Consider the following 21,055-nt stretch of genomic DNA (forward strand, 5'->3'; position numbering starts at 1 on the left):
TGGGGTGAGGGGACCATACACCGCCGATCCCACCAAATAACCCCCAACAACCCTCCACCAACTTCTCCACTTCGTCGCCTAACCCCATGACCCACCACACATAACTGGAAAATCCCCCGCTTTCCAGCCACCATGCCCCTGCCAATCTTTACCTAGCAGGAGCCACTGTGTCGTCGTCCAACTCAGACAAGCCCGCTCAGCCACAATCCAATGACAAACCGCCATTGCTCGACCGCCTGGCCGGGACCTTGGTAGGCCGCGGTTGGCGCTGGCTACGTGCGCAGGAACGCGACTCGTGGTTTCATGCCCCGCTGATTGAGCCGCCCGCGACAGCACCTGCACCGAAGCCAACCCGCAAGCCCCGGCGCGGCGCCCCCGTACAACCCGCACAAACATCCACCGAGCCGCTGTTCGAAGACTGGCGTCTGGACCTGACGCCGGCCCTGAAGAAACAGATCAAGAGCGAAGTCACACTGCGCCTGCCCGACCATGCCCAGCCCAGTGCCGCGCAATGGAAGATGATCTTCAGCACCACGCCGTCCACCTGCGTAGTGGCGGGTGCGGGTGCGGGCAAGTCGACCTCGTTGGTGTTGCGGGTATTGGTGCTTCATCATTATCTAGGTTACGAGCTGGACAGCTTGAGCGTGGTGACATTCACCCGCGAATCTCGTCGAGACTTTATCAAGAAGCTGTGCCAAGTCTTTGATATATGGGGATTTTCGTATCAATTCGAGAAACTGCGTGAGGTCGTGCGCACGTACCATTCGCTGATTCTGCCGATGGTCCAGGCATTGCCCGAGCATGCCCAGGTCCGAGCTTTCGAGAACCTGGGGGCCGATGGCGCCGCAGCGGCCGAGGCCAACCCATTCGACCTCCGCCTGAACGATACCCAGCGGCAATTGATGAACCACTGCTATAGGGACCTGGTGGTGGCCGAACCGGAATTCGCGGCACAGATTGCCAAGCTGAAGCTGCAAGCCGCGACCTTGCGCAAACTCGACGCCGAAAATCCGGATGTACAGAAAAGGGTCAAGGCCCTGGGGCTCGCCAGTAAACGTGACATTGAACTGTGCGACATCATCGAAGCGCAATGGACTGCAAAAGGACAGTGGCCTATAAAAGGAATTAAGAATGTTAGGCAACCCATTGATATAAAAGGTTTTACATTTCATGCCCACGGCTACCTCCCCAAGCTGGATGCTTGGGTGGTGCTTGGCCATGACCCATCGGCGGACCCCGAAGCACGGCGCCCTGGGTCCAAAATCCCGCTGTGGGGAGAATGGGCCGTCAAGCGCACCCTGTTTCAAGCTTTCTGCGATAAACCGTTGATATGGCTAGATAATGTTTCTGAAGCTAAGCAACTGCTCAGCGCGGTAGGTACTCGAGCAGTGACGGGGCCGGGCTTCGACTACCAGCCCAACGGAGAACTGGCTCCGGCGCCGCTCCTGGACTGCTTCGTCGCCGCCGCCAGCTTCATCGAGAACCTGGGCCTGCAGGTTCCCGACGCAATTACTGCCATGGAGCTGACCGAGCAGGATGACGATCACGCGTTCTTCGCCGCGCTGAAGCTGTATTGGCCGGCGCTGGAAATGACGCTTGGGCAACAGTCTCCCCCAGTAATGACCTTCAACCGCATGTTCTCACTGTTCGGGGAGTCGAGTTCCGAGCAGTTGCGAACGCTGCCCGACGATGTCCTGCGCCCGATGTCACACCTGATGGTCGACGAATTCCAGGACATCTCACCTCAGATCGTCAGCTGGCTGCGGGCATCCCTGGGCGAGATATTGCGTCGCGGCAGCGCATTGGCCGGTGATCGCGCGGCCCGCCATAGCTCATTGCTGTGCGTGGGGGATGACTGGCAGTCGATCTACGGCTGGCGGGGCAGTGCACCCAAGTACTTCATCGATTTCAACAAGACATTTCCTGCCCACGCCAGCACGCGGGTGATGCTGGGAGAGAACTACCGCAGTCACCAGCACATCATTGATGCCGCCGAGCATATCGTGGCGTCGGTGCCCACCTTGCCCGGCAAGAGGGCGGTGGCCTGCGGCACCCAGGCCGAGGCCCCAGTGCCGGTGACAGTGCTGACGCGGGACCTGGCGGACCTCGCGCGACGGGCCAGCGAGCACTACCACGCCGGCGACAGTCTCCTGCTGCTGTACCGCAAAAGCACCGATCGCCAGGCCCTGGCCGAGCACATTCAGGGCCTGATACTGGCGGATCAGGCGCTTCCCACCGAACAGCGGCGCATCAAGCAACTGACCTACCACAGCGCCAAAGGTCTGCAAGCGGATGCCGTGTTTCTGCTGGGCGATTGCCAGCACCAGACCCGCTCGCCCTACAAGAATCGAATCTACGCGCTGGCTGGCCTGGGGCAGCCGGGTGAAACCGAAGGGTATGACCGAGCACAGCACGAAGAAGCTCTGCGCCTGGCCTATGTCGGCATCACTCGGGCTGTTCGGCATTGTTACTGGTATGTGGAGGCCAAGGCCCGACCGGGCGCCAAGGCCTCGGACCTGGTCGATGGGCGCAAGCCGTTCTTCAGCGACCTGCGGATCAAGGCCTGAGGGCGTCAGGCCTCGATCATCTCCCGGACCTTGGCGGTGAGCAGATCGAAGGCAAACGGTTTGGTGATCATCTGCATGCCGGAGTCCAGAAAACCGCCGCGCACTTCGGCGTGCTCGGCATAGCCGGTGATGAACAGCACCTTCAGGTCGGGTCTGGCCTGGCGTGCAACCTCGGCCAGCTGACGGCCGTTCATGCCGGGCAGGCCGACGTCGCTGATGAGCAGGTCGATGCGCTGTCCGGAGGTGAGAATGGGCAGCGCCGCGGTGGGGTCGGCCGCCTCCATGTAGCGATAGCCCAGCTCACGCAGCACTTCGCACACCAGATGGCGCACTGCGCTGTCGTCCTCGACGATGAGCACGGTTTCGCCGTCCCGGGCCAGAGGTGACTCACCCACCACCACCGGCACCTGCGGCTGTTCGCTGGCATAGCAGCGCGGCAGGTACAAACGCACGGTGGTGCCGTGGCCCAACTCGCTGTCGATGGCCACGTGGCCACGGGACTGCTTGCTGAAGCCGTAGATCATCGACAGCCCTAGCCCCGTGCCCTGGCCGATGGGCTTGGTGGTGAAGAAGGGATCGAACGCGCGGTTGATCACCGCCTGTTCCATGCCGGTGCCGGTGTCGCGCACGCTGAGCATGACGTAGTCACCAGCGCTGAGGTTGGGCTGCGCGGCAGCGAAACTCTCGTCCAGGTACTGGTTGGCCGTCTCGATCAGCAGCTGTCCGCCATTGGGCATGGCGTCGCGGGCATTGATCACCAGGTTGAGCAGGGCGCTCTCCAGTTGATGAGGGTCGGCTTCGGCAATCCAGAGGTCAGGCTCCAGGCGCATCTGCAAGGTGATGCTTTCGTTGAGGCTGCGCTGCAGCAACTCATCCATCGAGTGCACCAGCTGATTGACCTGCACCGGCTTGGAATCGAGCGACTGGCGCCGCGAGAACGCCAGCAGCCGGTGCGTCAGCGAAGCCGCGCGGTTGGCCGATGTGACGCCCAGATCGATCAGGTTGGGCAGGTCTTCGAGGCGTCCGCGTGACAGGCGTCGGCGCATCAGCTCCAGGCTGCCGATGATACCGGTGAGCATATTGTTGAAGTCGTGGGCGATGCCGCCGGTCAACTGCCCGACAGCTTCCATTTTCTGCGCCTGACGCAAGGCCTCTTCATTGACCCGTGCCTGTGCGGTGCGCTCTTCAACCTGCTGCTCGAGGTTGCCGTTGAGCTGGCGCAGCTGGTCCTCGGCATTCTTGCGCTCGGTGATATCACTGGATACACCGACCAAGGCGATTACGTTGCCGTCGTTGTCGGTGATCGCCCGTGCCCGTACATCGACCCAATTCAGCGAGCCGTCGAGCCATTGGTTGCGAAACTGCACGACGAAGTCGGCGCCAAACTGCAGGCTGTCCTGCAACGCCTGCTGCATGGGCAACTGGTCTTCGCCATACACGCACTTGAGCCAGTCGGAATAGTCGAACGGATCTTGTGGCCCCCGGCCGTAGTGGGCCTTGGTCATGGCCGAGCAGTCCAGATGCAGCGGTTCGCGAGTCAGTTGCCAGGCGCCCAGCCGTCCCGCCGTCATCGCGTGGTGCAAGCGTTGCTCGCTTTCGCCAAGATCCAGCAGTCGGTCGCGGGCCTCGTACTGGCGCTTGCGACCGCGAATCGCGGTGGTGGCCAGGCTGACCAAGGTCATGGGATGAAACGGCCGCTCGACGAAAGTCACGTTGCCCAGGCGGGCACCCAGTTGCATCGACCGAGCCTGATCGGCGGCACGCTGATGGGTCATCAGCACGATGGGCAAGTCTGACCATGCAGGCTGCTGGCTCAAGTACATCTGTAACGGCTGCAGGCTGCTTTCGACCAGAGCCTCGTTGGCAATGATCGCCATGCCGGCGCCGTCGCGCTGCAGTTCGTCACATAGGCCGTAGACGTCCTTGACCACCGTGGCGTGGATGCCAGCTTCGGCCAGCAGTTGTACGGCCACCTGGCTGTCCCGTCCCATTGGCGCCAGTACCAGCGCGCGCTCGGAGGGCGGTATCAGGGTGTTCACTGGTCATCTTCCGCAAGCAAGGGAGGCATTTCCCCGACATAGGTCGGGACTCCGCGCAATACGCCCTGGAAAGCGCTCAGGGGTTTGCCGACAGTCAGGCCGTGGCTACCGATCTTGTATTCGCGAATGGTGGACTCGTGCCCGCCAAAACGTTTCTTGATGACCGACACCGCGCGGCGGACTTCGCCCAAGGCTTCGAAATAGCGCATCAGAATCACGGTGTCGGCCAGGTAGGTGATATCGACCGGCGCTTTCATGTCGCCGACCAGGCCTTGTTGAGCCACGGTCATGAAGGTGGCCGCGCCCAGACGATTGAGGTACAGCAACAGTTCGTGAATGTGCAGTACCGGCGAGCTTTCCCCCAGCATGGCCGCGTGATAGCCGTTGATGCTGTCGATCACCACCGTCTTGATGTTGTGGTCGTCGACGCTGCTGCGCACCAGATGGGCGAATTCGCCTGGGGATTGCTCGGCGGCGTCGACCTGCTGGATGACCATATTGCCGTCGCGCTGGTGAGCTTCCAGGTCGATGCCGAGCGTCTTCATGCGGTCGAACAGCAGGCCAAGTTCTTCGTCGAAGATGAACAGTGCGACCTTTTCCCCGCGCGCCACGGCGGCTGCGGCGAAGACCATGGAGATGAGCGACTTGCCGGTGCCTGCAGGGCCAATGATCAGCGTGCTGGAGCCGTTCTCGACACCGCCGCCGAGCAGCGCGTCGAGCTCGGCAATGCCGCAGGACAGTTGAGTGCGCTCGTAACGGGCGCGATGCTCGGCGGCCACCAGCCGTGGGTATACGTGAATGCCATCGCGGTGGATGGTGAAGTCATGGTAGCCACCGCGGTATTTCTGCCCCCGGTATTTCATGATCCGCAGACGCCGGCGCTCTGCGCCGTAGTCGGGAGCCATTTCCTCGAGGCGGACCACGCCATGCGCGATGCTGTGCAGGGTTTTGTCCAAAGGTTCGCTGGTCATGTCGTCCAGCAGCAGCACGGTCGCTTTGAATCGCGCGAAATAATGCTTGATGGCCAGGATCTGACGGCGGTAGCGCAGCGATCCCTGGGCCAGCAGGCGCACTTCCGAGAGGCTGTCCAGAACCACACGATCGGGTTTGACCCGGTTGACCTCGTCGAAGATCTGCCGCGTGGCTTCGCCCAGCTCCAGATCGCTGCTGTAGAGCAGGCTTTGCTGTTGCTGCACGTCGAGGATCATTTCCGGCGGCGTCAGCTCGAACACCTGCATGCGCTCGTCCAGTTCCCAGCCGTGGGAGAGGGCGCCTTCGCGCAGTTCCTTGGCGGTTTCCGACAGGGTGATATAGAGGCAGGTTTCGCCTTGTTCGATACCGTGCAGCAGGAATTGCAGCGCTACGGTGGTCTTGCCGGCGCCAGGTTGGCCTTCGAGCAGAAAGATGTGGCCGCGGCTCAGACCGCCGCCCAGAATGTCGTCCAGCCCGGCGATGCCGGTGGCTGCTTTGGCCGTCGTCAAAAGGGTACCCTCGGGGTGACGAGAAGATTAAACGCGCGTGTTCGATCGCAGGCGCAGCATTGTCTCTGGACCGTGGCGCCTACGCGCAGTTCAACCCAGTCCAGGCTTTTGTAGCGCTTGTTGCAGGCCCCGCCTTACAAGCCTTGCTGCAGGCTGGGGTCGTCGGGATTCTGCTGCTCCAGTTCGGCCTGCAGAATCTGCACATTCTGCAGTTGCCCGGTCTCTTTCCAGTAGTCGATCAACAGCACCCGTGCCTTGCGATTGGCCGGATCGCGCCGCAGGATTTCTTCCAGCTGCTTCTGCGCCGCTTCCACTTGCTCCAGGTCGTGCAGGTTGGTCGCCAGCACATAACGGTAGTCGTTGTTGTCGGGCTCCAGCTCGACTGCCCGGGCCAGCGCCAGCAGCGCGTATTCATCCTCGTCGTGGGCCATCAGCCACAGGCCCAGTTGTTGTTGCAGCAGGGCCGACTGTGGGTGACGCAACAGTTGATCGGCGAGCACCTGTCGCGCCTGGTCGCCTTTGCCCTTAGCTTCGAGGACCTGCACCTGGATCGGGATGGCGGAAAGGTCCATGGGTTGCAGCTCGGCGTGCCGGGCCAGCGCGCGGCCGGCTTGCTGGTAATCCCGTTCGTGGAGGTAGATGCGCGCCAGTTGCAGTTGACCGTCGGCGTCGTCCGGAGCGGCTTCCAGGGCTTTGACGTAGGCGTCGAGCACCTCTTGCAGTGGCCCCAGATAGAGCCCTAGTTCGTCGCCGCTAAGGCCGATCAGTCCGCGGGCGGCGTGGAACGCCACGGCGCTGTCGTCATCCTCCAGCAATGGGCCCAGTAACAGGCTGCGCTGAGCCCCAGGGACCAGGCCGATCAGCGCATCGATGGCAGCGTGGCGCACCAACGGCTCGTCGTTGTGCAGGTCGGCAGTGGCCAGTTTCAGTGCCAGGGGGCTGGGGTAGTTGGGCAGTTCGGCGTACAGCGTGGCGCGGCGTATGTCCGACAGGTCGGTGCGCGCCAGTTGCTGATAGAGCACACGGGCGGCGCCAGGCTGACCGTTATGCGCCTGTTCCAGGGCCTTGCTGTAGCTGTGCTTGAGCGCCGGGGCGGGCGGGGCAACCGTGGGGCGCTGGGCGAACCACAATGCCGTCAGGCCCAGGAGCACGAAAAGGGCGATCAGCAGCGAGCGATAGCGTCTGTGCATGCGGGTGTCCGTTGTACCGCTGGGTTTTGCAGGGTCGAACAGCTTGCGGCCGGTGGGCAGTTCAGTCAACCGGGGCGAGTACTGGCACCAAACGCGGGACTGCGGTTTACTACTGCCACCTGCCTCACACCGCAAGGCCTCCGATGGACCGCTATGCACGCCGCGACTGGCTGCCCCATGAAAAACCCAATCTGCCGGGTTCGCCGTCCACGCCACTGCATTCCAATCCCAAGCGCCTGGCGTTCGGCGTGGTCGGATTGCTGGTCGCACTCACCGGTGGGCTGGGCAACGCGCTGGTGGTCGCCAATTTGCAGTTTCTGCAAGGCGCACTGGGCGCCACCAGCGCCGAGATGGCCTGGCTGCCAGCGGCCTATGTGATGACCAACGTCTCCATGAACCTGCTGCTGGTGAAGTTTCGCCAGCAATTCGGGCTGCGCACCTTCACCGAGCTGTTCCTGATGCTGTACGCGCTGGTGACGTTCGGCCACCTGTTCGTCAACGACCTCAACTCGGCGGTGGCCGTGCGCGCCGCGCATGGCATGGTCGGGGCAGCCCTGAGTTCTCTGGGGCTCTACTACATGATTCAGGCCTTCCCGGCGAAATGGAGACTCAAGGCCCTCGTCCTGGGCCTGGGCACCGCCCAGTTGGCGCTGCCGTTGGCCCGGGTATTTTCCGAAGACCTGCTGCAGATCGCCGAATGGCGCGGCTTGTACCTGTTCGAACTGGGCCTGGCCTTGCTCACGCTGGGCTGTGTCTTCCTGCTCAAGCTGCCCCCCGGCGATCGGTTCAAGACCTTCGAGCCGCTGGACTTCCTGACCTTTGCCATTCTCGCGTCGGGCATTGCCCTGCTGTGCGCGGTGCTGTCGCTGGGGCGTATCGACTGGTGGTTGGAGGCCCCCTGGATCGGTTGGGCTTCGGCCGGGGCTATCGTGCTGATCTTCACCGGGGTGGCCGTGGAGCACAACCGCAGCAACCCCATGCTCATGACCCGCTGGCTGGGCAGTGGCGTTGCCATTCGCCTGGCCCTGGCCGTCATCCTGACCCGCATGGTGCTGTCGGAGCAGTCCACCGGCGCCGTGGGTTTTCTGCAGACACTGGGCATGGCCCAGGAACAGATGCGTACCTTGTACGCGGTCATGCTGCTGGGCGCAGTGCTGGGGTTGGCCGTCAGCGCCCTGACCATCAATCCGGAGCACCTGTTCATGCCGCTGGTCATTGCCTTGGCACTGATGGCGGTCGGCTCCGGCATCGACAGCTTCTCGAGCAATCTCACGCGCCCCGCCAACATGTATTTCAGCCAGTTCCTGCTGGGCTTCGGCGGCACCTTCTTCCTGGGCCCCACCATGGTCCTGGGCACACGTCATGTGCTGACCAACCCGCGCAACCTGGTGAGTTTCTCGGTGCTGTTCGGCATCTGCAACAACCTCGGCGGGCTGATCGGCGCGGCATTGCTGGGTACCTTCCAGATCGTGCGGGAAAAATATCACTCCAGCATGATCGTCGAACACCTGACCCTGATGGACCCGCTGGTGCAGGCTCGGGTCAGCAGCGCCGCAGCCAGCTATCTGGGGCAGATCGCCGACCCTGGGCTGCGCAACAGTGCCGGCATTCGGGCGCTGGCCACGGCCGCCACTCGTGAAGCGAACGTGATGGCCTATAACGATGTCTTCATGCTCATCTGTATCATCGCGGTGCTGACCATGCTGTGGATCTTCCTGCGCAGCCTGTGGCTGATGAGCACCACCCAGGCGGCCACTCCCGCCGCGACACCTTCCGTTTCCACCAGCGGCGCAAGCACTTCATGACCGAACCGACGTCCACCACCAACGCCATCGCTTCGACTCCGGAAGGGCAGACCCCGCCGCCCAATCCCGCCGCCACCGAACCGCGCTCGCGGCGGGTCAGGCTGCTGTCGAGCCTGATCTTCGCCAGCATCGCGGTGGTCGGCGTGTTGATTGTGCTGTACGCCTGGCAACTGCCGCCTTTCACCAGCCATATCGAAAGTACCGAAAATGCGCTGGTGCGGGGCCAGGTCACCATCATTGGGCCTCAGCTGGCGGGCTATGTCTACGAAGTCCCCGTGCAAGACTTTCAGTTCGTCAAGGCCGGTGACCTGCTGGTGCGCCTGGACGATCGTATCTATAAGCAGCGCCTGGACCAGGCCTTGGCGCAGGTGCAAGTGCAGAAGACCGCGCTGGCCAACAACGTCCAGCAGCGGCGCAGTGCCGAAGCCTCCATCGCCCAACGTCAGGCCGCCGTGGCGGACAGTGAGGCCCAGGTGCAGAAGAGTACTGCCGACCTGCGCCGCAACCAGGAGTTGATCTCCGACGGCTCGGTGTCGCGCCGCGAACTGGACGTGACCCGGGCCGCCAATGCGCAGGCGCTGGCCGCAGTGGCCCAGGCCAAGGCAGCGTTGGCGATTGCCCGCGAGGATTTGCAGACGGTGATCGTCAATCGTGATTCGCTGGCCGCCAGCGTGACCAATGCCGAGGCAGCCGTGGAACTGGCGCGGATCGACCTGGACAACACCCGCATCGTCGCCCCCCGTGACGGCCAGTTGGGCCAGATCGGCGTGCGCCTGGGGGCGTACGTGAATTCCGGGGCGCAATTGATGGCTCTGGTTCCCGATGCCCTGTGGGTGATTGCCAACATGAAAGAGACTCAGATGGCCCATGTGCGGGTGGGTCAGCCGGTGACGTTTACGGTGGACGCCTTGAACCATCTGCGTCTGAAGGGCCACGTGCAGCGCATTTCACCGGCTACGGGCTCGGAGTTTGCGTTGTTGCAGGCGGATAACGCGACCGGCAACTTCGTCAAGATTGCCCAGCGGATACCGGTACGCATCACGGTTGATGCAGGACAGCCCGAAGCTCAGCGCCTGCGACCGGGGATGTCGGTGGTGGTCAGCGTGGATACGGCTTATGTGGTGGAGGGGGAGCGGCTGGGTGGAGACTGAGCCAGACACCGCCACCCCCGCTATGCTAACCTCCCGCCTTCGAGGTTCTCCGCCCCGGCGGAGCTAAGAAGGGAACGCGGTCCAAGCCGCGGCTGCCCCCGCAACTGTAAGCGATGAAGGTTTCGGCAACGCCACTGCGCCAGCGCGGGAAGGCGCCGAAGCCACGGCCCGCCAGGTCGGCGTCGCAAGCCAGGAGACCTGCCTCGCCAGTTTCTTCAATTTCAACCGGGCGGGGTGATCCGGTGGCGAATGTTCGCGCAGGCTCTGCCGCGCGACGCGTCCCGTGCCCTGCCAAACAGACCCAGGGCGCTCGATGAAAACACTGTCCAAACTCCCCGTCACCATCGTTACCGGCTTCCTCGGCTCGGGCAAGACCACCTTGCTGCGGCACATGCTGGACAACGCCCAGGGCCGACGCATCGCGGTCATCGTCAACGAATTCGGCGAACTGGGCATCGACGGTGAAATCCTCAAGCAATGCAGCATCGGCTGCACCGAAGAAGAAGCCAGCGGCCGCGTCTACGAACTGGCCAACGGCTGCCTGTGCTGCACTGTGCAGGAAGAATTTTTCCCGGTGATGCGAGAGCTGGTGGCCCGTCGCGGCGACCTGGACCACATCCTCATCGAAACCAGCGGCCTGGCCTTGCCCAAGCCCTTGGTACAAGCCTTCCAGTGGCCGGAAATCCGCAGCGCCTGCACGGTGGATGCGGTAATCACCGTGGTCGATAGCCCGGCAGTGGCGGCGGGCACCTTCGCAGCGTTCCCGGACCAGGTCGATGCCCAGCGCAAGCTGGACCCGAACCTGGATCATGAGTCGCCGCTGCACGAACTGTTCGCCGACCAGTTGGCCAGTGCCGACCTGGTGATCCTCAACAAGGCCGACATGATCGATGCGCAAACCCTCGCCGCAGTACGCGCCGAAGTTGCCGAGGAACTGCCGCCGGCGGTCAAGGTGATCGAAGCCAGCAGCGGCCGCTTGCCGTTGGAGGTGCTGCTGGGCCTGGGCGCCGAGTCGGAGCAGCACATCGACGCGCGGCGCACCCACCACGATCACCACGAAGGTGATGACCATGACGATCACGACCATGATGCCTTCGACTCGATTTCCATCGAACTGCCCGAAACCAACGAGGCGGCTTTGCTCAAGGCCCTGAACGATCTGGTGATTCAGCATGGCATCTTGCGGGTCAAGGGCTTCGCGGCCATTGCGGGCAAGCCGATGCGCCTGTTGATCCAGGGTGTGGGCACCCGTTTCGACAAGCATTTCGACCGCGCCTGGCGCGCCGACGAATCGCGTACCACGCGGCTGGTGCTGATCGGGCAGGAACTGGATGCCACCTTGCTGGAAAGCGCTTTGCGCGCCGCGCTGGCGGCCTGACCCATGCATCTGCTGCGGACTCAGCCTGGCGGCTTCGTGCCGGACGACAGTATTGCCGACCTGGGTCAGACCCCGGCCGACATGGTGATCCTCTGCAGCGGCGATTCACACCTGGCGTTGCTGGCAGAGGCGGGCGGGCAACTGCCCGACGACTTCCCCAGCTTTCGCCTGGCCAACCCGATGCAGGTACAGAATCACGCCTCGGTCGATCTGTACGTCGACCAGGTGCTGCGCCATGCCAAGGTCATTCTGATTTCCCTGCACGGCGGCATCGGCTACTGGCGGTATGGCGTCGAGCAACTGATGGCGCTCGCCGAACGTGGCGTGCAGATCATTCTGGTGCCGGGCGATGACCGCCCGGACCCAGAGCTCGCCGACCTGTGCACGGTACCCGCTGCGCACGCCGAACAGCTGTGGCAATACCTGCGCCAGGGCGGCATGGGCAACGCACTTTCGTTGTTCAACTGCCTGGCCAACACCTGGTTCGACCACCACTACCCCTGCGCGCCGCCCCAGGCACTGCCGCGCACGGTCATCTACCACCCGGACCGGCCAACTGCTGATCTGGCGTATTGGCGAGCGCACTGGCAAGCGGATCAGCCGGTGGTGCCGGTGTTGTTTTACCGCTCCCATCTGCAGGCTGCCAACACTGGCTTCGTCGACACGTTCTGCCAGCGTCTGCAGGCAGGCGGTCTGAATCCCTTGCCCATGGCGGTGGCGAGTCTGAAGGAAGCGGCCTGCCTGGAGCAGGTACAGGCGTGGATGGACGAAGCCGGCGCCGCGGTGATTCTCAACACCACCGGTTTTGCTCAGTCGAGTCCGGAAGCGCCTCATCTGCGACCGTTTCGTCGCGACATTCCGGTTATCCAGGCGATCTGCGCCCAGGACAACCAGCCGGGCTGGGAGGCCAGCGAGCAAGGTCTGGGCTCCCGTGATCTGGCCATGCACATCGCGCTGCCGGAACTGGACGGGCGCATCATCAGTCGCGCCATCAGCTTCAAGGACCTGGCCTGGCGCAGCGAACGCAGCCAGTCGGACGTGGTGTGCTACAAGCCCCACGTCGAGCGCATGGAATTCGTTGCCGAACTGGCGCGCAAATGGGCGCAACTTGCCAAACTGCCCAACCCGGACAAGCGCGTTGCCTTGATTCTCGCCAACTATCCGACCCGTGATGGGCGCATCGGCAACGGCGTGGGCCTGGACACTCCGGCCGCCGCGCTGAACATCCTGCGTGCCATGCAGGGTGAGGGCTACCCGGTCAGCGAGCTGCCGGCCAGCGGTAGCGCATTGATCCATGCACTGCTCGGAGGGGTGACCAACGACCTGGACGGCATCGACGCGCGGCCGTGTGCCCAGAGCATGGCGCTGGACGACTATCTGGCGGCGTTTGCCCGCCTGCCTGCGGCCAATCAGGCGGCAGTGCGCCAGCGCTGGGGCGAGCCGGCCGCGGACCCGATGTTTCGCAGCGGACGCATGATGATCGCTGGCCTGCGCTTTGGCCTGACCTTCGTCGGCATCCAGCCAGCGCGGGGTTATCAGGTAGATGTCAGCGCGGTGTATCACGACCCGGATCTGGTACCACCCCACGGCTATCTGGCGTTTTATTTCTGGTTGCGTCACAGCTACGGCGCCGATGCGCTCATCCATGTGGGCAAACATGGCAATCTCGAGTGGCTACCGGGCAAGGGTGTCGGGCTCTCCGAGCAGTGCTGGCCGGACGCACTGCTGGGGCCTATGCCCAATATCTACCCGTTCATCGTCAACGATCCGGGCGAGGGCGCCCAGGCCAAGCGCCGCACCCAGGCGGTGATCATCGACCATTTGATGCCGCCCCTTACCCGGGCCGAAACCTATGGACCGCTGCGCGACCTGGAGCTGCTGGCTGACGAGTACTATGACGCGCAATTGCTGGACCCTCGGCGGGCCCAGGCGCTGGAGAAAGACATTCTCAAGCTGGTGCGCGAAACCCGCATCGATCACGAACTGCAACTGGCTGCCGACGCCGATTCAGCCGTATGGCTGCCGCGCCTGGACACCTATTTGTGCGACCTGAAGGAATCGCAGATTCGCGACGGCCTGCACGTCTTCGGCGAATCCCCCCAGGGCCGCCTGCGCATCGATACCTTGCTGGCCCTGCTGCGCATTCCCCGTGGAGATGGACGCGGTGCCCACGGCAGCCTGCTCAGGGCATTGAGCAAGGCATTCGCCCTGAGCTTCGATCCCCTGGATTGCGATCTGGGCAGCGCCTGGTGCGGCGCTCGGCCAGACGCCCTGATGAGGGTGAGCGACGCCCCGTGGCGTACCGCCGGGGACAGCCGTGAACGCCTGGAGCTGTATGCTGCGAGCTTGATCGAGGCAGCGCTGGCCGGTCCGCTCGAGCTGGACGTAGGCTGGGACGAGGTCGCCGCCATTCTCGACCATCTGCGCCAGGCGGTGGCGCCGCGCCTCGATGCCTGTGGGCCAGCCGAAACCCAAGGCCTGCTGGCTGCACTGTCGGGGCGTTTCGTGCCGGCCGGCCCCAGCGGCGCGCCAAGCCGTGGACGCCTGGACGTGCTTCCCACCGGCCGCAACTTCTTTTCCGTTGACGTGCGCAATCTGCCCACGGCCACCGCGTGGCGGATCGGTTTTGCCTCAGCCAATCTGATTCTCGAGCGGCACCTGCAGGACCACGGCGACCACCTGCGCCAGCTGGGGCTGTCGGTGTGGGGTACGGCCACCATGCGTACCGGCGGTGACGATATTGCCCAGGCCATGGGTTTGATGGGGGTGCGCCCAGTGTGGGCCACCGGCAGCCAGCGGGTGGATGATTTCGAGATCCTGCCCCTGAGCCTGCTGGACCGCCCACGGGTGGACGTGACCCTGCGCATATCCGGATTCTTTCGCGACGCATTCGCCAACCTGCTGCGCCTGTTCGATGCGGCGGTGCAGGCGGTGGCTGCGCTGGACGAACCCGACGACCTCAATCCGCTGGCAGCCAAGGTGCGTGCCGAACGCGCGCAGCTACTGGCCGCCGGCGTGGATGCCGAGCAAGCGGGTCGGCAGGCGGGCTGGCGCATCTTCGGCGCCAAGCCCGGTGCCTATGGTGCAGGCGTTCAAGGGGCGATCGACGGTCGGTTATGGCAAAGCCGCGAAGACCTGGCCGAGGTGTACCTGAACTGGGGCGCCTATGCCTATGGCGCCAATGATGAAGGTACGCCGGCCCGCGAGCCATTCGCCAAACGCCTGAGCCAGGTGCAGGCGGTGGTGCAGAATCAGGACAACCGCGAGCACGACCTGCTCGATTCCAACGACTACTACCAGTTTCAGGGCGGTATGCTGGCGGCCGTCGAGACGCTGGGTGGCCAGTCGGTCGCCAGCTATCATGGCGACCACAGCCAACCCGACGTGCCGCGCGTGCGCACCCTGAAAGAAGAACTCAACCGCGTGGTCCGCGCCCGTGCGGCCAACCCCAAGTGGATAGAAGGCGTGAAGCGCCACGGCTACAAGGGCGCCTTCGAGCTGGCGGCAACGGTGGACAATCTGTTCGCCTTCGACGCCACCACTCATTTGATCGACGACCACCAGTATGCCTTGCTCGCCGATGCCTACCTGCTGGATGGCGACACCCGCGAGTTCATGCAGCAGCATAATCCTGCGGCCCTGCGCGACATGGCCGAGCGCCTGATCGAGGCGCAGCAGCGTGGCTTGTGGAGCGAGCCTGGCGACTATCGCCAGGCGCTGGAAGACCTGCTGCTGGACAGTGAAGAAGATGCCTGACGAGACGCCCGAGATGACCGACATCCCCCATTTCCCCCTGGCTGCCGTGGTGGCCGCCGATTCGTTGAAGCTTGCCCTGTGCCTGGCCGCCATCGACCCACGTATCGGCGGCGTGCTGATCGAGGGGCCCCGCGGTATGGCCAAGAGCACCCTGGCCCGCGGGCTGGCCGATCTGCTCGCCAATGGCCAATTCGTGACCTTGCCCCTGGGCGCCACGGAAGAGCGTCTGGTTGGCACCTTGGACCTGGAAGCCGCCCTGGGCGAAGGCCGCGCGCAGTTCTCCCCCGGCGTGCTGGCCATGGCCGATGGCGGCGTACTGTATGTGGATGAGGTAAACCTGCTGGGTGACCATCTGGTTGATCTGCTGCTGGACGTGGCGGCCAGCGGCATCAATCGTATCGAGCGCGACGGTATTTCCCACCAGCACGGCGCCCGGTTCGTGTTGATCGGCACCATGAACCCGGAAGAAGGCGAACTGCGCCCTCAACTGTTGGACCGCTTCGGTCTGAACGTAGCGTTGCAGGGCCCGATCCAACCCAGCGACCGCAGCCAGATCATTCGTCGACGGTTGGCGTTCGACAGCGACCCGGTGGGCTTCTGTGCGCAGTGGTCCAGCGCTCAGCAAGCGCTGCAAGAGCGTTGCCAGCAGGCTCGGGATCGGCTGGCGTCGATTCCACTGAGTGATCAGGCGCTGGAAATCATCACCGAGCGGTGTTTTGCCGAAGCGGTCGATGGCTTGCGTGCGGACCTGGTGTGGCTACGCGCGGCCCGGGCACATGCCGCCTGGCGTGGCGCCGAGCGTATCGAAATGCAGGATATCGACGCGGTGGCCGAGTTTGCCCTGCGTCATCGGCGTCAGCAGCGCGGCCAACAGCCACCAGCGCCTCCCGCGCCGACGCCACAGCCGCAGCCGCGGCCTCCGGAGAATGCTGCTCAAGGTGGGCAAGGGCAATGGGGCGAATTGCCGCCGCAGGTGGTACCGGTGGGCGCGCGTCGCGAGGTCCCGACCTGGCCAAAAAAGCCCTGAGCATCCGCCCTCGACAAGCGGATGCACGGCCTCGCAAGGGCTTGTCCAGACTGGGGCGCGTGGGCACTGCGCGCGACGCACGGGGGGGTGCGGTGCACTGGCCGGCGACCTTGCTGGGTGGCAGGCCTCGCCGCCTGGCCGATCTGCGCTGGCAGCAAAGACAAGCGGCCAGCCATGAGTTATGGCTGGTGATTGTCGACGCCTCGGCGTCCACCCGACGGCATCAGGCACTGACGGAGGCCAAGGGGGTACTTGCCCAGGTGTTCGATGACGCCTATCGCCGACGTGCTCGCCTGGCGCTGCTCACCGCGAGCGGCGCCCGTCCTGTCTGGCAGCGGCACGGCTTGAAGGCTTCGGCAGCCTTGCAGCCTTGGCTGGCCGCACTGGGGGCGGGGGGTGGCACACCCTTGTTGGCGGCATTGGGCGAAGCGGTGGTGTGGCTTGAAAAGCGTCGGCGGCTTTTTCCGGATGAGATTCAGCGCTGCCTGGTAATGACCGATGGGCGTTTGAAGGCCTTCAATGAGCTGGCGCCACTGGAATGTCCGACTCTGCTGCTCGACATCGAAAAAGCCCCCATCAGACTGGGTCGCGCGCGGGAGTTGGCGGTACTGCTGGGCGCCGACTATCAGCACGTGGATGAGCTGGCGCTCGTGTAGGCGCGGCGTTCAGCCGCGAAGTAGCCAGCTTCGCCCAGTCAACACCCCGGCTTCACACCGCCCGCGGATTGCACAACGCCTTGCTCCACACATGCTTGCCGCACCGCGGGCACTCCGGCTTCTGTCCCGGACTCACGGGCTCCACCTGGCCGCAATACTCGCACGCATACAACCCATTGGTTTCCGCCTCGGCCAGTGACACGCGGTGATCGCGGGGCAGTATCGACAACCCCGGCTGAACATCCTGGCGTTCATGGAAGTACAGACTGACATCCCCATTGACTTCCAGAATGCCGAGCCGGACCTGCCCCAGGTGCTCCACACCATGCAGCCGCAGCTCCATCAGAAACTCGGCATGGGTGATGTTGCCACTCTGCAAGGCCGCCAACTCGAACTGGCCGTCACGAATGATCAGCGCCGGCTTGCCCTCCAGCCATTCGCCGAAGCGCGTGCTGCGTTCGGTCAAAAAGGTGGTCAGGCGATAGAAGCTGATCATGGCGATGAACACCACGATCACCGGCAGAATGGGCACGTCCTCGTAGAAAGTGACGTCGCCGGCGGCCGAGCCCAAGGTCAGGATCACCACCAGCTCGAACAGCGACAACTGCCGTACGCCGCGCCGCCCGGCGATCTTCAGGAACAGGAAAACCACGATGTAAGCCAGCAGGGTCCTGGCGACCACTTCGCCGAGAAAGCCCACGCTGACTTCGTCGAGCAGAATGCGGTGCCAATCAAACGCGCTCATCGACAACCTGCAGGCAAGGGGGAGGGGGATAGGTCGGGAAGCCGGCCGGGGCTGCGCCACGCGGCCAGCAGGGCAGTCACACCGCTGTGGCGGACATGCTCCAGGGCAGCAGTGTGTAGCCGCCGTCACTCAACTCGCCGCGTACCTGTGCCAGCAGTTGCGCCAGCTGTTCCGGGTCGGAGTAGGTCGTGCAAGGAATCTGGGTATGGCCGATTCGCGTGCTGGTGCGGTCGATGACGGTCAGGCTGAGTTCGCCATTGCCATCCAACGGCGCCCAGGCGACGCATTGAAAAGGCTGCAAGGCGCGGCCGGCGATCAGAAGTGCTTCGTTGACACGGAGCGGGGCGTTCATGGGGGTCAGTCTCTCTGTGTGCCCAAACAAATGTTCATCGGGACCTACACAGTCTGCAGGTAACGAATTACTTGTAGTGATGCCTCGAGACACACTACGAGTCACACTTGGGCTGAAAATTTAGCTGCCGTTATTTTTCGGGGCCTTTTTCGACACCCTTGGGACGTTGAAAAATCAGGAAAATTCCTGGCCTGCAAAGCGTTCAAACTCTGGCCTGACCAACGGTCATCAGTGGCGTCAAATATGTTGCTACTGTTACTTTCAGTCCCGGCAACCGGCTGTTTTGCCTGTCTTTTTGACGTTCGTCTGCACCAGGAACGGCCATGCTCGACACCGTGAACAACCGCCGGCTGCTGATCGTCGACCCCTGCGTGGATTGCCACGGCTTGTTGCCAGGCCTGCGCACCGTGGGCTGGGACGTCGACAGCTGCGACCTGCAATCGGCTTTGCAACACCGCTGCGACGTGGGCTTGATACGTTTGCAACCCTTCCACCTGGAGCACCCCGAGGCCGTCAAGGAGCTGATAACCCGCAGCGGCACCGAGTGGATTGCTGTGCTCAACCACGACGTGCTGCGCATGCAGAACGTCGGCGATTTCGTCTGTGAATGGTTCTTCGACTTCCACACGCTGCCATTCGATGTCTCGCGGGTTCAGATCACCCTGGGTCGGGCGTTCGGCATGGCGCGCTTGCGCGGGCAGGGCGCTGCTGCCTATCCGGCGCCCGACGACGAATTGCTCGGCGACAGCCACCCCCTGCGCGAACTGCGTAAACTGATTGGCAAACTGGCGCCTACCGAGTCGCCGGTGCTGATCCGTGGTGAAAGCGGCACCGGCAAAGAGCTGGTTGCGCGCACCCTGCACCGTCAATCGCAACGGGCGAGCAGGCCATTCGTTGCGATCAATTGCGATTCGGTAGCGGATCATCTGCTGCGCTCCGAGCTTTTCGGATACGAAAAAAGTGCTTTGACCGGTGCCCTTCAACACAAGACGGGCCGCCTGGAGGCCGCCGACGGTGGCACGGTGTTCCTCGATGAGGTCGGCGCGCTGCCGCTGGATGTTCAAGGCAGCCTGCTGCGTTTTCTGCAGGAGCGGCATATCGAACGGTTGTCTGGTGAACTGCCGCTCAAGCTGGATGTGCGTGTGCTGGCCGCGACCCACCTGGACCTCGAAGCCGAAGTTGCCGCAGGGCGCTTCCGCGAAGATTTGTACTATCGGCTCAACGTGCTGGAGGTGCTGATCGCCCCGCTGCGTGAACGCCATGGTGACCTGGCCATGCTGGCCAACCATTTTTCCCATTACTACAGCGGCGAAACCGGCCGTCGCCCGCGCAGTTTCAGCGAAGAGGCGTTGATCGCCATGAGTAAGCACGACTGGCCGGGCAACGTGCGCGAGTTGGCCAATCGCGTTCGCCGTGGGCTGGTGCTGGCCGAGGGTCGGCAGATCGAGGCGCGCGATCTGGGGCTGGTCAGTCAACAGGACATCACCTTGCCCATGGGCACCCTGGAAGATTACAAGCACCGTGCCGAGCGTCAGGCATTGTGTGACGTACTCAACCGCCACAGCGACAACCTCAGCACGGCGGCAAAAGTACTGGGCATATCGCGCCCCACGTTCTATCGGCTACTGCACAAGCATCAGATTCGCTGAACGTCGCCGGCCGAAAGCAAGCGCTCCAGCATCGCCATCACCGCGGTCTCACGCTGCGTCCAATCCCCCTGTATCACCTCATAGCGCTGCCCATGGCCCTTGAGCCATTGCTCGCTGTCTGCGAAGAAGCGCTGCCGCGCGGCGATGTCCGGTTGGCAACGCTGCCCGTCCGCCACCCACTGCACCTCATCCGGCGACAACAGCAGGTGCAAGTCATACTCGCGGGCCAACAGCGCCGTTTCCAGCCAGGCCGGGCAGTCACCGAACAACTCGCGGCTCCAGAGCATATTGCTCAGCAGGTGGGTATCGAGGATCAGCAACTCGGGCCGCTCCAGTCGCGCCGCGTCTTCCCATTGCAGCTGACCCTGGGCGATGGCAGGGATGTCGGCATAGCAGGTGTCACGGTTGTGCCGGTCGATGAACCAGCGCACGTATTCGCCCACCACCAGCCCACCAAAGCGGTGCTGGATGCGTCCTGCCAGCCAGCTTTTGCCCGTGGATTCGGGCCCGCACAATACCACCACCTTCATGCTGTCACCGCCGGATCGCGGCGCCACTGCCACCAGCCCTGAACGGCCAGCAGGGTAAACAATGCGTACAGCGCGGCGGTGAGGTACAGCGACTGGTAGACGAACAGGCCGACGAAAATGACGTCGAGCACGATCCACAACGGCCAGCACTGCACCCGTTTGTTGGCCATCCACCCTTGCGCCACCAGGCTGAAACCGGTGAGAAACGCATCCAGCCAGGGCTGGGTAGCGTCGCTCCAGGTAGACATGGCCGCACCCAGCAACACGCTGGTGGTCAAGCCAACGAGCAGGCCGGTCAGTACTTCGCGATGGCCCAGGTAGCTCACCGGGCGACCATTGTCGGCCACGCCGCCGCGGGTCCATTGCCACCAGCCGTAGACCTGCACACCGGCATACACCACTTGCAACAGCATGTTCGAATAGAGCTTGTAGTCGTAGAAGATCCACGAGTAGATCAGCACCATCACCAGCCCGATCGGCCAGCACAGCGGGTTCTGCTTCACGGTCAGCCAGACCGCCAGGACGCCCAGGGCAGCGGCGAACAGTTCTATGTTGGACATCGACATTCCTTGGCCAGAACGGCATTGCGAGGTGGCAAGTGTAACCCGCGCCGTGCTGGGCTCGCTCGCGGCCGCGGGCGGCCAACATGAAATTAAGTTTTTGTGCACCCCTGGCTGCTCTGGGCTAGGGATTTGCATCGAGCGGTCTGGTAGCATCGCGGCGCGCCCG

Annotated in this window: 15 protein-coding genes and 1 riboswitch; of the genes, 8 read left to right on the forward strand and 7 right to left on the reverse strand. The window is 63.6% G+C overall.

Features of this window, described 5'->3' with window-relative positions; genetic code table 11:
• Nucleotides 1-167: 167 nt before the first annotated feature.
• A complete protein-coding gene (locus B3397_RS09620) occupies nucleotides 168-2,567 on the forward strand; it encodes a UvrD-helicase domain-containing protein (RefSeq protein ID WP_296249411.1) in 2,400 nt (799 codons plus the stop codon).
• Nucleotides 2,568-2,572: 5 nt separating this feature from the next.
• Here the strand turns inward: B3397_RS09620 and B3397_RS09625 are convergent, their stop codons facing one another.
• The 3 genes from B3397_RS09625 to B3397_RS09635 all read right to left on the reverse strand — a co-directional run bounded on the left by B3397_RS09625 (nucleotide 2,573) and on the right by B3397_RS09635 (nucleotide 7,277).
• Nucleotides 2,573-4,558, reverse strand: a complete 1,986-nt coding sequence (locus B3397_RS09625; RefSeq protein WP_296249452.1) for a response regulator — start codon at nucleotides 4,556-4,558, stop codon at nucleotides 2,573-2,575.
• A gap of 44 nt (nucleotides 4,559-4,602) precedes the next feature.
• The gene (locus tag B3397_RS09630; RefSeq protein WP_296249413.1) at nucleotides 4,603-6,087 is read right to left on the reverse strand and encodes an ATPase domain-containing protein; all 1,485 of its coding nucleotides are present in this window, start codon (nucleotides 6,085-6,087) and stop codon (nucleotides 4,603-4,605) included.
• Nucleotides 6,088-6,221: 134 nt separating this feature from the next.
• A complete protein-coding gene (locus B3397_RS09635) occupies nucleotides 6,222-7,277 on the reverse strand; it encodes a tetratricopeptide repeat protein (RefSeq protein ID WP_296249416.1) in 1,056 nt (351 codons plus the stop codon).
• Between the two features lie 143 nt (nucleotides 7,278-7,420).
• On the opposite strand from B3397_RS09635, the gene B3397_RS09640 reads away from it, so the two are divergent.
• From B3397_RS09640 to B3397_RS09665, 6 genes are all read left to right on the forward strand, one after another.
• Nucleotides 7,421-9,082: an MFS transporter gene (locus B3397_RS09640; protein WP_296249417.1), complete on the forward strand. Its 1,662-nt coding sequence runs from the start codon at nucleotides 7,421-7,423 to the stop codon at nucleotides 9,080-9,082.
• Complete coding sequence (locus B3397_RS09645) at nucleotides 9,079-10,233, forward strand: HlyD family secretion protein (protein WP_296249419.1); 1,155 nt, start codon at nucleotides 9,079-9,081, stop codon at nucleotides 10,231-10,233. Before B3397_RS09640 ends, B3397_RS09645 begins: the two co-directional genes overlap by 4 nt.
• Before the next feature lie 25 nt (nucleotides 10,234-10,258).
• Nucleotides 10,259-10,453, forward strand: a riboswitch (cobalamin riboswitch).
• A 93-nt stretch (nucleotides 10,454-10,546) separates the two neighbouring features.
• Nucleotides 10,547-11,611 (forward strand): cobalamin biosynthesis protein CobW, encoded by a 1,065-nt coding sequence (gene cobW, locus B3397_RS09650; protein ID WP_296249421.1) that lies wholly within the window; start codon nucleotides 10,547-10,549, stop codon nucleotides 11,609-11,611.
• 3 nt (nucleotides 11,612-11,614) lie between these two features.
• Nucleotides 11,615-15,367 carry a cobaltochelatase subunit CobN gene (gene cobN, locus B3397_RS09655; RefSeq protein WP_296249422.1) on the forward strand — a complete coding sequence of 1,251 codons (3,753 nt, stop codon included), beginning with the start codon at nucleotides 11,615-11,617 and terminating at the stop codon, nucleotides 15,365-15,367.
• Between the two features lie 13 nt (nucleotides 15,368-15,380).
• A complete protein-coding gene (locus B3397_RS09660) occupies nucleotides 15,381-16,394 on the forward strand; it encodes an ATP-binding protein (RefSeq protein ID WP_296249454.1) in 1,014 nt (337 codons plus the stop codon).
• Nucleotides 16,319-17,050, forward strand: a complete 732-nt coding sequence (locus B3397_RS09665) for a vWA domain-containing protein (RefSeq protein ID WP_296249425.1) — start codon at nucleotides 16,319-16,321, stop codon at nucleotides 17,048-17,050. The genes B3397_RS09660 and B3397_RS09665 overlap by 76 nt, the downstream gene beginning before the upstream one ends.
• Nucleotides 17,051-17,102: 52 nt before the next feature.
• On the opposite strand, the gene B3397_RS09670 is transcribed toward B3397_RS09665, so the two are convergent.
• Both B3397_RS09670 and B3397_RS09675 read right to left on the reverse strand, forming a co-directional pair.
• Complete coding sequence (locus tag B3397_RS09670; protein WP_296249426.1) at nucleotides 17,103-17,795, reverse strand: DUF421 domain-containing protein; 693 nt, start codon at nucleotides 17,793-17,795, stop codon at nucleotides 17,103-17,105.
• Between the two features lie 76 nt (nucleotides 17,796-17,871).
• On the reverse strand, nucleotides 17,872-18,147 hold the full coding sequence (locus B3397_RS09675) for a hypothetical protein (protein ID WP_296249428.1): 276 nt from the start codon (nucleotides 18,145-18,147) through the stop codon (nucleotides 17,872-17,874).
• Nucleotides 18,148-18,470: 323 nt separating this feature from the next.
• On the opposite strand from B3397_RS09675, the gene B3397_RS09680 reads away from it, so the two are divergent.
• A complete protein-coding gene (locus B3397_RS09680) occupies nucleotides 18,471-19,796 on the forward strand; it encodes a sigma-54 dependent transcriptional regulator (protein ID WP_296249430.1) in 1,326 nt (441 codons plus the stop codon).
• Here B3397_RS09680 and B3397_RS09685 read toward each other — a convergent pair.
• Together B3397_RS09685 and pnuC are read right to left on the reverse strand one after the other, a co-directional pair.
• On the reverse strand, nucleotides 19,784-20,326 hold the full coding sequence (locus B3397_RS09685) for an AAA family ATPase (RefSeq protein ID WP_296249432.1): 543 nt from the start codon (nucleotides 20,324-20,326) through the stop codon (nucleotides 19,784-19,786). The genes B3397_RS09680 and B3397_RS09685 overlap by 13 nt on opposite strands.
• Nucleotides 20,323-20,886: a nicotinamide riboside transporter PnuC gene (pnuC, locus tag B3397_RS09690; RefSeq protein WP_296249434.1), complete on the reverse strand. Its 564-nt coding sequence runs from the start codon at nucleotides 20,884-20,886 to the stop codon at nucleotides 20,323-20,325. Before pnuC ends, B3397_RS09685 begins: the two co-directional genes overlap by 4 nt.
• Nucleotides 20,887-21,055 lie beyond the last annotated feature (169 nt).

Origin of the sequence: Pseudomonas sp. UBA4194 (assembly GCF_002379585.1) — a bacterium.
Classification (GTDB): Bacteria; Pseudomonadota; Gammaproteobacteria; order Pseudomonadales; family Pseudomonadaceae; genus Aquipseudomonas.